Raw genomic sequence first — 10,631 nt, 5'->3', positions numbered from 1 at the left:
CAGATCAAGGGAGTCATTATACGAGCCCTAAGTACCAAGAACTTTTGAAGCAAAAAGGGTTAGGTCAATCCATGTCTAGACGAGGAAATTGCTGGGACAATGCGCCTCAAGAGTCTTTTTTTGGCCACATGAAGGACCATGTTGATCATCGTAATTGTTCCTCATTAGGAGAACTACAACGAGAGATTGACCGTTATATTCGCTACTACAACAATAATCGATATCAGTGGGGATTAAAAAAGATGACACCTGTGCAATACAGGAATCATCTATTGTTAGCCGCCTAGACACAAGGCTTTTTTCAAGTGTCCTTGACAAAGGGTCCAGATCAATCAACCTTTGCGCTGTTTTTTATTACAACCCTTCATGCCTAGAACAGTTCCACCTGGCTCACCCTATTTCCTATCCTATCTAATGTATCGGGATCATTATCCCTGAAATACGCAGTTTGAATCTGCTGAGTAGACTCGATGATCTGCTTCGAAGAATCGACAGCATGACGCAGACGACAGCTGTATACGATTGGAAAATAGTCTTGCAGAAATTTCCCCTCCACATGCGCGGTTAAAGCGATCATTTGAAAACCGAGTTGCTCTGCAATGAAGAATACAGGACTGAGCACATGGTCACTTGATGCTTTTCCAAATGGGTTGTCAAGAATAACGGTACGGTGTCTTTTCATTTTGGCTTGAATAAATTGCTTCCGCTCCGCTACATAATTAAGCAAACCAAGGAATAGCGTCATATTTTTGCTCCATTTCTCACCGCCGGACCAGCGGTTCGATTGTTCCCAAGAAAACGCCGATTTCGTTACTTGCTGATCATTGGTCACTTTATGGCATGCCACCTTCACTCCTTCTCCATTCATAACAACTTGAATCAGTTGTCTGGCATCAAGCCACTTCTCCAGATCCTTGCGGATAGAAGCTTGCTGCTCCTGCCAGCCTCCTTGCTCTTGTTCAGCTGTGTACCGTTCGAGCTTACTCATAATCCAGTCGATATGTTTGCGAATCCTCTGCTTACCGTCCTGTTCTTCCCATACTGGTATCGTGAAGCTGTAAATCTCTTTCCATCCTTCGCCCGTTTTAACACGGGTTTTCTTCGGAATCTCTTTTAACTCCTGCACAATCAATTTTAGATGAGCGTTGATATGCTGGATATACTGCTGCAGTTCCAGATCGTGTGTCTGCAGTGTTTGCTCCCAAAGATGCACGGCCATTTGAATTCGCTGTTCCATGGATTTTTGGAAATCGGTAATTTCCCCATAGTTGTCCTTTGTTTCTACGCCCTGAATCGTCATTTGTCTTAATTTCACATCTTTAACGTGTGTGCTGCAGTATTCCTTTAACCGCTGTCTACCCTTTTGCACCGACTTTTGCTCTTCAAGGCGTCGGTCATTACGTACCCTTAACTGTTCGATGCTTCGCTCTGTATACAATGCACGGTTATATCTGAATTCCACCTTATTCTCTTCGCTGATAACCGATATAGGAAGCTTGATATCCTCGAGTGCATGAACAAGCAGATGCTTGTTCCACAAGCCCACCACATGCTCCAATTCCTTCAACTGCTTATCCGTTTGCATTTCCTGCTGCTTTAATTGTTCAGCTTCGCTTCGAAGTTGCGTTTCCTCTGCAGATAATCGCTCCTCCACTGCCCAAAGAGCTTCCTGAAACAGATCTGGTTCATGAGCGGGAAACTGTTCGTTAAACTGCAGCATCAATAGCTGTAAGGCCCCATTCTTAGTTTGTAGCTCATTCACTGTTCTTGTGTGCTCTCTGGTCACTCTCTGACACTGGTTGCGATAATCTTGAATACTTGACCATCCGCCCCGTTTCCGTTTCTCGATTTCTATAGGCAGCGGCATCTCGGTATCAAGGTCAGGATGTTCCGTAAATAACTGCTCCATCAATCGTGAACATTCCTGTTCCCGCTCTTGCTCACTGGACAGATTCGTCTCCAGCTGCCGTCTTTCCTGATAAATACGGTGCCGCTCCAGATCCAACACTTTACGTTCCTCTTTTAACTCTTCGATGGTTCCATCGGAAAACTCAGGAGGACATGACTGTACTTCGGAATATCGCTCATCGAGTTGCAGCAAACGCTGCTGCATGATAATGTCCTGCTCATCTCTTTTCAGCATATCGTTCTCTTGTCGCGCCTGTTGCTGCATGGTTTGTTCACGCTCAAGCTGCTTCTGGAGCAAATCAAGCTGTTCACGAACGGGAATAATCTCCTTTTCTAGCTTGTTCACTTCATTTGCCAACAACATGTATTGTCTGCCTTCCTGAAGCCACATGCCCAACTGTATAATATGGCTTCCCATATCCTCTACTGCTTTTCGCCGTTGTTCTTCCTTTAGGCGATTATTAATTAAATCATTTTCCAACCGCTCCAGTTCCCTGTTTAACTCGATCAGCTTTGCTTGTTGATTTAATCGTTTCTGCTCTACTTCTTGCTGCATGGTCAGTGGAAATTTGACCAAAAAGGCTGCAAATTTCCGTTGGGCGGATTGCCATTTCGCAATATCCAATTCCGCTTTCTCGCGCTCCACTTTTACTTCGTCAGCCTGTTCAGCAAGTTCGGATTTCCATTGTTCAAATCTAGCAGGCTGTTCGTTGTTAAGCCAATGCTCAGGCACAACCCATTGCTCGGCATCAGCATCAGAAGGCAATTGTCCCTGCACTGCATTCGCTGCCTCTTGCGTGTTTAACACACGAATCGGGTAAGCAAAGCTCCCTTTTGTCTGGCGAAGCTTTTGCTGTAGTATTGACTTCTCATGATCCGTTGTGATGAGAGTTACTGCCCAAAGTCTGCTCGATTGTATTTCTCCCCCAGCCTCATCGTACAAATCGTTAATATAAACGGTACCAAGCTGAAGCAATGAGAATTGATGACGCCACTGCTCACAGAGCTTTGATACCGCTACATCCGCAAAAAACAGCTCTTGTTGCCCGTGATCATCCACATAACGGTAAGCAAGACGCTCCTTGATAAGCAGTTTTCGCTTGTGGTCAAGCCGCTTCTCAATCTCCTCTGCGAGCTGCTCCTGAATAGATGCTTGCTTCTCGTACAGAGATCCTCGTTTCTCCCAGGAAGGACGAAGGTTAACAAGCTCCAGCTTCACCTCGTCATGCTCCATACGCTGTCGTTCTTCTTGCTCCAGGAGTTTTGTCAGCTCCCTATCCGTTTTCATGCGTTCTTCAATCGCGTCGTTCCGTCTGCCATTCTTAGCGTTGCGTTCCTCTTCCAGCCGTTTGAGCTCCTTAAGTAATGCAATACGGCTTTGTTCAAGCCGCTGTTCTTCCTCAGCCCAAAGCGGCATCTGTATCTCGACTTTTTCCAAATGCGAATTAATTAGAATTTTATTTGCGATTTGTTCGAGTTGCTGTCGTTTAATTCTCTGTTCCGTATCTCTTGTAAGTATTGTTTTTTCTTTTTCCAAAATATCCTCTTGCAATTGATCGATCTTATGATCCATAGCCAGCAACTGTTTCGCCAATTGTTTCAGAAGCGTTTCCTTTTCTGCTTGGCGACCTGATAATTTCTTATCTTTCTCTTGGAATAAATACCGCAGCTGACCCCCGTTCAAATCCCAACGCTTTTGCAGTATTTGTTCATCCTCAGAATACGACTGCCGCTCCAGCTGTTGCCCGATCTGCTTTATTTTCGCCAATGCTTGAAGTCGTTTCTCTCGTCCCTCGGCATATTGTAGCGAGAAATAGTTACGTTCCGCTTCCCCCAAACGTGCCTCCGCCCGCTCCAAATCATTCTGGGTAAGCTGCAGCTTCGTCTCTAGTGCATCCTTATCTTGTCTTTCCTGGACAATCGATAATGATTTTCGCTGCCGGAGAAGCCTCCCCTTGCGTTTGCTCCATTCCTCATGCTGGCTTAGTAGCCGGCTTTTCGCTAAATGAAGTTCCTTCTCGTGCTCCACCGACAACTGCCAGTATGACTTCGCTTCCCTACGTCCTTCCTCATATTGCTGCTCCTGGTGACCGAGCTTCTCATAGAGCATTACATACTGGCCCAACTCCTGCAAAATACGGTTATTTTCTTCGATCTGCTCCTTTAATTCCTTGTATTTCTTAAATCCCTCACGGTGAGATTCAAACATTTTTGCGAACGCCCCTTGCTCATAGCCTTCAATGGATTGCTCAACCGTAGGGATAAGCAACCGATCAAATAATTGTGTTGTTGACTTGCATTCGTCAAAAAAGTTCTCGATCCCGCCTTCTGTGTCGTTGATTTTGGCAATGGCTTCCCATTCGCCCGTAATAATTTGAAAATGATCTTCCAAATAAGCTCTATATTCTTTGATCGAGGGGAACGATGCTTTGGCATTAAGCGGGTGACGCTGTTCCATTACGGTGTAGTAATCCTGCATTTCGCCTTTATCTGCCGGACGTGACTTGCCCAAGTATGGTTTGACGAATGGCACATGATCAAGGCCATTGCTATCATGCTCGCCATATTCATAGACATAACGAAGAGAGTCGATTCCGTTACCCGATTGGAATAGGCTTACACAGGTTATGGCGTACCTTCTTCGGGGCTTGTCATTTAAGATCCATTCAATGGCAACATGCGCGGGGCCATTATCCAGGGACAGCGTCTCCTTTACCTTGCGCCCCGCCAGGTCAGCATGAGGGAAAACGGCTTGAAGGGCAGTTTGAATAAACACCGTTTTTCCTCCGCCGTTTTCCAATACGATGGCCCCATTATGCCCGTAGAAGTCGAATATTTCATCATTATACCGTTTATTACCACCCTCATAGATGACATGAGTAAACCTGATTTTAGAGATTGTCGGCATCGTAGTGTTCCCCCTTCTGCACCGAGGTGCTTTTTCTAACCTCTTCAAACTGATACAGAAATTGCAGAATGCCACGATTATTTTGCAATTCCATAAAATACCGCTGCACAATAATTTTTGTTTTTTCGGTCAACGTGAGTTCACTTTCGCCTACTTCTTCTGCTAGATCTTGTTCTAGCAGGAACCTTCTGACCATGTCCATAAAGCTTAACCGACTGATCGTGTTTCCGCTTTGCCTTTTCGCCGTTTCCTTGATATCATCCATCGCATCCCACTTTTCAATGATAGCTGACCAATTGTAAGAGAACTCCTTCTCATACTCCTTCAACTGCTCGGGATCATGTTCCTTAAGACCTTCAATCCTCTCCTGAACAAGCAAAAGCCACTCGTCCAGAGGTATAAAATCCCTTGTCGGTTCCATGCTTTGATAGCTATCGTAGAAAGTGCCAATAAACGTAATAATGGCTACATACATTAAATATAAGTCGGCGTTAACCGCTTGACTGCGCAAATACGTTTTTTTCAAATAATCGTTGGAAACGTGAAAGGGCGATAATCGAGCTAGTGGAATGAGATGAAGCTGATCACCCGCCGTAACGGTCATACAGTCAACTTCTCGCGCGAATTGATCTACAAGCCCCCTGATCTCGTCATCGGCCATATACATCTGTAGTCCTTCGCGTTCCACAATTCCTCGCCTACTCAATTCGGCATACAGACGAAACGCTTTCAACACAACTTCGGTATCATAAACCATCATCAAGTCCTCCCCATCTCAGCTTCATCTCTTGGATTATGAACCGCTCATTCACTTGAATCATCCCATATTCCTCTTCGAGGAGGAGAGTACGATTACCGAGCAGTCGCATCGCTTCTTCCATACCGTTAGGCTTGGCTTCCTCATTATGCTGCAACGGCTTTGAATGAATGGGGCTGCGCTGATGCAAGATCAGCCAAAAATCGTAGAAAGCACGACTATCTAGCAAGTAAGCTTTCTCCTCCTTATACCATTCAATCCGTTCAGATAATCGTACTAACGATCGGCTACTCAAACTTTCAAGTAAATCGACCATCAATTCAGTAAAAAGCGTCCCCCTGCGTTGAACAAATTCGTCTGCCTGATCCCCATCTGCAAGCTCTAGGAAACCCTCATCCCGATTATCTACTTCGCCGTCCCCCGTAATATTTTGTGGAGCAAATACGGTGAGAAGCGACCAGCCTGCTGTTTGCTCAAGCCCTATAAAAGGTGAAAGAACCCCTCTCAAAGCATCAAGGGGCAGCGGAGAACCGAACACAAGACTAGCAATGTCCTTATCAAAATTAAAGGAGTCCATTCCAGTATAATATAGCGACTCTTTCGCCGCCTGCAATGCTCCGCTTTTCAACTCCATGCTCCGTTGCAGCAATGAGGTATGTTCCCCATGTACCTTCTCAAGCTCAACCGATATTCGCAAAATAAATTCATATGCATTATGCTGTTTGGACTGCAGCGTGTCCGCATAAATACGTTCCTTCGTTTCCTTAACAAAGTCTCTAAGCTCTTCGAACTCTTCATTTTCCCGTTGAAGACGTGCATAAATATCATCCAATAGTGTGCCGTATTTCTTTAAGGTTTCTTCGGAGACGATACTCCGTTTAATCTCATGAGCAAGCTTAACCATACGCTCCTGTAAGGCCTCTACATCGACACGCATTTCATTAATTTGCCGAAGCGCCCCTTGAAATTCACCTTTCTCTAATTGCTTGCGCAGCACGAGCTGATGGATTGAGAGCTGGAATTCCAGATAAAATTCCTTGGTCGCAAAAACGAGTTCAAGCCCGTCCTCATCTAGGGCATAGTATTGGGTATTAGACTTGGCATCAAAGGCGCTTGCCTTCAGAATGGATGTATTTATCGTGCTTTGTTCCTGCGTTTCCCAATTATAAAAAGAAAAAGACCGTTTCCTCCCCGAAGCAGGACGAAAGACCTGTATGACGGAACGGGCGAGTTCTTCAAAGTCGTCTCCTGTAAAGTGAAGCCGCTGCGCAGTGACTATTTTCAAAAAAGCAGCAAGATCTTTAACTCCCGCCCTTTGATTGCGCATTAGCTTCTGCTCGAAAAAAAATAACAGGGAGAGTAGTCCAAGCTCCATCATATCGATGGCTGTGCCATTCAGATCCGTCTGCTTTTTGCGCTGCAGCTCAAAGAGAGGGTCAAACAAAGCTACCTTTGACATGCGCTCTTGAAAACCCGTTACAATTTGATTGACATCAGCCGCCCCGACTATATCCATGAAGCATCCCTCCATATTTGCTGTAACTGCCGTGTCGACAACGTTTCTTGTGGATAATAATTTCCGCTTGTCAGATAACGATCGAGCTGATCCCTATCTGGGAAAGGAAAACACGCGAGAAACGACTGCAAGGCTTGATTGTCTCGCCGCTGATTCGCTTTCCCCTTGGCTGGCTCCTTCTCCATACAGGCAGAATAGAACGGTAGAGCAGGGATCATTCGTATCTTCTTTGATAGATTGTACCAAATCTGTATGCCCGAATGATCCAAGTCGCCAAAGTAGTAAAAGAGGTGCTCTCTACCCTTGACAGGGTATTGCAGAGGAAACAGATCTATATTGCCGACGATTTTGTTCCCGCACCCATAAATGAGTGAATGAAACAAGGTTTCGGTCAATGCTGGAAGAAGCGCCTGAAAAGTTGCCTTATTCTCTACAATAAGATGCAAGCATGGATGTGTACTTGATGGTTCAGATAACAATGGAGGATTGATAGCCAACATAAGGGGATCATATTCGGATTCAATTAGCAGCTTATCCCACAAACCGATTCGTTCGAGAATGGATTTCCCTCCACGCTCAGTCACCCATTTCTCATCACCGACAAGCGCAAAGCTTCTCTCTGGAGCGGATGCGATTTTATCTGGAAATGGGTTGTTTTGCAAATAGTGATGAATCTTTTGAATATAGGGAAGATCGGAATCAAAAGATACTTCACCAAGCGCAAAATACCGATCAAGTGAGATAAATGGATGAAGATCAAGGCGATACCTATGAAGACGCTGTTGGAAATTCGACTTTAGCAATGTGTTTTGAATGCGATAACGATTCGCCAAGGAAGGCCTCTTAGATCTCCTTCCTGCTGACTTTACTTCTGTTAACAGGCCCGTTTCTTCCATCGCCAGCACAACCTCAGCAAACTGTTCATAGGTGACTTGCTCGCCATCAAATAACTTCTCCAGTTGCTCAGTCCAAACGGTTGCTTGCTTTGCCATTTTGATGAATTCACTCATTTTAAGTTGAACTTCTTTCATTGTCGACTCCTGTCTAAATTAATGAATATAAAGCAATTATATCAGAATGCTACCTCACTATTTGGAAATAATGAGGAGGAATGCGTTCCACAATCCTTATAATTATTAGGATAGTCTTGAAGATTCCCATATCGGCAACCAGAACAAAATTCCGCCAAGATAAATAATCACTGTAATACCCTTGTGACCAACCACTTTATCTAAGTTGTGAACTGCGTCTTGATCTTTCCCTCGAGGTTCATAATGAATGAGTCACCCGGTTTGTAATAGCTTTCTCGATCTTAATTATGACATTTAAAATAGACACATTTTTGTCAGCGAATATACGTTCCGACAACAAAAAATTTCAATTCATACAATGAAAATAAATCAGGCTCAACTCCATATTTCTATGGGTTGAGCCTGATATTGTTAAATCGTTTTAACCATCAAATCACCATTTTATTAATTTTGAATATCCAAACGCCCCTCAACTAACCAGTCTAATAATACTTACAAATCCACAAAACGGATAGTTTGCAAAATCAGTTAGAAATATATGGGTCTCTAAAATGAATAAAATGTTAATAATAGCTTCCAAGCTGAGTAATTACGGAGGGGTTAATAATGGCAACTTTAGAAAAGCGAGGACCTGGTTCTTGGAGGCTTACAGTTGAACTTGGTTTTGATACAAACGGTAAACGGATAAGAAAAAGGAAAACTGTTTCTAATATGACAAAACGTGAGGCTGAAAAAGCGCTCGCCAAGTTTGTCACAGAGATTGAAATCGGCGAATTCATCGCACCACAGAAAATGTCTTTTGGTTCCTTTGTAGAAGAATGGAAGAACAAATACGCTTCGAAGGAACTTGCACCTAAAACATTAAAAAATTATTCCGTTCACTTGAAGAATCACATCCTGCCTGTCATTGGCCATAAACAAATAGATCAGATCCAACCTATGCACATTCTGTCCTTACTTGAAGATCTCGGAAAAACAGGTGCACGGAAAGATGGTAGAGGTCAATTACTCTCAAGCGGCACGATTCAATACATATATAGAGTAATTAAAAATGTTTTTAATCAGGCAATCCATTGGAAACTGTTAAAAACACACCCGATGGCAGGGATTAAAAAGCCAAAGGTCGTTTCAAATGATATCGAATACTATTCAGAAGCAGAAGCACAAGAGGTCATTAAGGCATTAAATCAGGAATCATTAATGTGGAGAGTGTATTGTACTGCTGCTTTAATCGGAGGTTTCAGAAGAGGTGAATTGGTTGCTTTGGAATGGTCCGATGTTAATTTTGAGGATGAATCAATATGGATAAACAAGAGCATTTCACTCACAGAAAATGGTCAAGCCATCCTTGGGGAACCCAAGAGCAAAAGTTCAATTGGGAAAGTTGATATGCCACAATGGTTTATGGATTTATTGAAACTTTATCAAATTGAATGGGTGGAAAATAAAAGAGCTGTTAAAGATTTATGGATCGGTGCAGAACATAGTTACCTATTTCACGGAGGTTTTGGCAAACCATTGTATTTTACGTATCCCTCCGAATGGTGGCGAAGGTTTACTGAAAGACATAATCTAAAACGAATTTCTCTCCACGGCTTAAGGCACACGACTGCAACCATTTTGCTTGAGAAACAAACCGATATGAAAACAATTCAAGAACGACTCCGCCATGCAAATTTCACGACGACCGCCAATATCTATACCCATGTTACTCGGAAAATCAGCCGCGAAGCTGCTAATAAATTCGATGGCCTGAATCCATCACTGATGACATAAAAATTCGTCCCCAAATCGTCCCCAAGCACGTAAGTATAACACATGAAAGAACAAGAAAAAGTAAGTGAAAAATAAGAAAAACCCTTGATAATCAAGGGTTTTTCTAGGAATGCGGTCGGAGGGATTTGAACCCTCACGCCTTGTGAGCGCCACCCCCTCAAGATGGTGTGTCTGCCGTTCCACCACGACCGCTTAAGAAAACTGGGGATCTAGGATTTGAACCTAGGCATGACGGAGTCAAAGTCCGTTGCCTTACCGCTTGGCTAATCCCCATTGATAAAGGGAAAAGGGCGACCGATGGGACTTGAACCCACGAATGCTGGATCCACAAACCAGTGCGTTAACCCCTTCGCCACGATCGCCACAGTAGGGATTTATTCCCTGAAGACTAGATACGAAACTTGCGTAAAGTGTTACCTTAGGTTACATGCTTATGCTTCCGAAGCTAGCTTTCCTCCGGAAAGCTTTGAGGTTAAGCCCTCGACCGATTAGTATTCGTCAGCTGCATGCATTGCTGCACTTCCACCTCGAACCTATCAACCTCGTCGTCTACAAGGGGTCTTACTGACTTGGGAAATCTCATCTTGAGGGGGGCTTCGCGCTTAGATGCTTTCAGCGCTTATCCCCTCCGTACATAGCTACCCAGCGATGCCTCTGGCGAGACAACTGGTACACCAGCGGTACGTCCATCCCGGTCCTCTCGTACTAAGGACAGCTCCTCTCAAATTTCCTACG

The 10,631-nt window shown here is 44.1% G+C and carries 6 protein-coding genes, 3 tRNA genes and 1 rRNA gene; 2 read left to right on the top strand and 8 right to left on the bottom strand.

All coding sequences use genetic code 11. From position 1 onward, the window contains the following. Positions 1-287, top strand: a 287-nt coding sequence (locus BLT91_RS29540) for an IS3 family transposase (protein WP_141225110.1), incomplete at its 5' end; no start/stop codon positions are given. A gap of 83 nt (positions 288-370) precedes the next feature. Here the strand turns inward: BLT91_RS29540 and BLT91_RS29535 are convergent. Genes BLT91_RS29535 through BLT91_RS29520 form a run of 4 tightly spaced genes read right to left on the bottom strand, consistent with a single transcriptional unit; the run spans position 371 to position 8,120 of the window. Further along, on the bottom strand, positions 371-4,816 hold the full coding sequence (locus tag BLT91_RS29535) for a coiled-coil domain-containing protein (protein WP_090827740.1): 4,446 nt from the start codon (positions 4,814-4,816) through the stop codon (positions 371-373). Then, a complete protein-coding gene (locus BLT91_RS29530; RefSeq protein ID WP_175532598.1) occupies positions 4,800-5,573 on the bottom strand; it encodes a DUF6063 family protein in 774 nt (257 codons plus the stop codon). Before BLT91_RS29530 ends, BLT91_RS29535 begins: the two co-directional genes overlap by 17 nt. Further along, positions 5,563-7,089 carry a replicative DNA helicase gene (locus tag BLT91_RS29525; RefSeq protein ID WP_090827736.1) on the bottom strand — a complete coding sequence of 509 codons (1,527 nt, stop codon included), beginning with the start codon at positions 7,087-7,089 and terminating at the stop codon, positions 5,563-5,565. The genes BLT91_RS29530 and BLT91_RS29525 overlap by 11 nt, the downstream gene beginning before the upstream one ends. Beyond that, positions 7,080-8,120 (bottom strand): Wadjet anti-phage system protein JetD domain-containing protein, encoded by a 1,041-nt coding sequence (locus tag BLT91_RS29520; protein WP_254777199.1) that lies wholly within the window; start codon positions 8,118-8,120, stop codon positions 7,080-7,082. Before BLT91_RS29520 ends, BLT91_RS29525 begins: the two co-directional genes overlap by 10 nt. 606 nt (positions 8,121-8,726) lie before the next feature. On the opposite strand from BLT91_RS29520, the gene BLT91_RS29515 reads away from it, so the two are divergent. Continuing rightward, complete coding sequence (locus BLT91_RS29515) at positions 8,727-9,896, top strand: tyrosine-type recombinase/integrase (protein ID WP_090827734.1); 1,170 nt, start codon at positions 8,727-8,729, stop codon at positions 9,894-9,896. Between the two features lie 110 nt (positions 9,897-10,006). Here the strand turns inward: BLT91_RS29515 and BLT91_RS29510 are convergent. From BLT91_RS29510 to BLT91_RS29495, 4 genes are all read right to left on the bottom strand, one after another. Then, positions 10,007-10,088, bottom strand: a tRNA-Leu gene (locus tag BLT91_RS29510). 9 nt (positions 10,089-10,097) lie between these two features. Continuing rightward, positions 10,098-10,169, bottom strand: a tRNA-Gln gene (locus BLT91_RS29505). A 16-nt stretch (positions 10,170-10,185) separates the two neighbouring features. After that, positions 10,186-10,258: transfer RNA gene (locus BLT91_RS29500), tRNA-His, on the bottom strand. Between the two features lie 106 nt (positions 10,259-10,364). Next, positions 10,365-10,631 (bottom strand): 23S ribosomal RNA (locus BLT91_RS29495); the annotation flags it as partial.

This window comes from Paenibacillus sp. yr247 (assembly GCF_900103825.1).
Classification (GTDB): Bacteria; Bacillota; Bacilli; order Paenibacillales; family NBRC-103111; genus Paenibacillus_E.
Note: the sequence above shows the minus strand (reverse complement) of the source record. Positions and strands in the feature narration are given on the sequence as shown.

Excerpts from the sequence above, each read along its gene's own strand:
- BLT91_RS29535 (WP_090827740.1), bottom strand. The coding sequence starts at position 4,816 with ATGCCGACAATCTCTAAAATCAGGTTTACTCATGTCATCTATGAGGGT.
- BLT91_RS29530 (WP_175532598.1), bottom strand. The coding sequence starts at position 5,573 with ATGGTTTATGATACCGAAGTTGTGTTGAAAGCGTTTCGTCTGTATGCC.
- BLT91_RS29525 (WP_090827736.1), bottom strand. The coding sequence starts at position 7,089 with ATGGATATAGTCGGGGCGGCTGATGTCAATCAAATTGTAACGGGTTTT.
- BLT91_RS29520 (WP_254777199.1), bottom strand. The coding sequence starts at position 8,120 with ATGAAAGAAGTTCAACTTAAAATGAGTGAATTCATCAAAATGGCAAAG.
- BLT91_RS29515 (WP_090827734.1), top strand. The coding sequence starts at position 8,727 with ATGGCAACTTTAGAAAAGCGAGGACCTGGTTCTTGGAGGCTTACAGTT.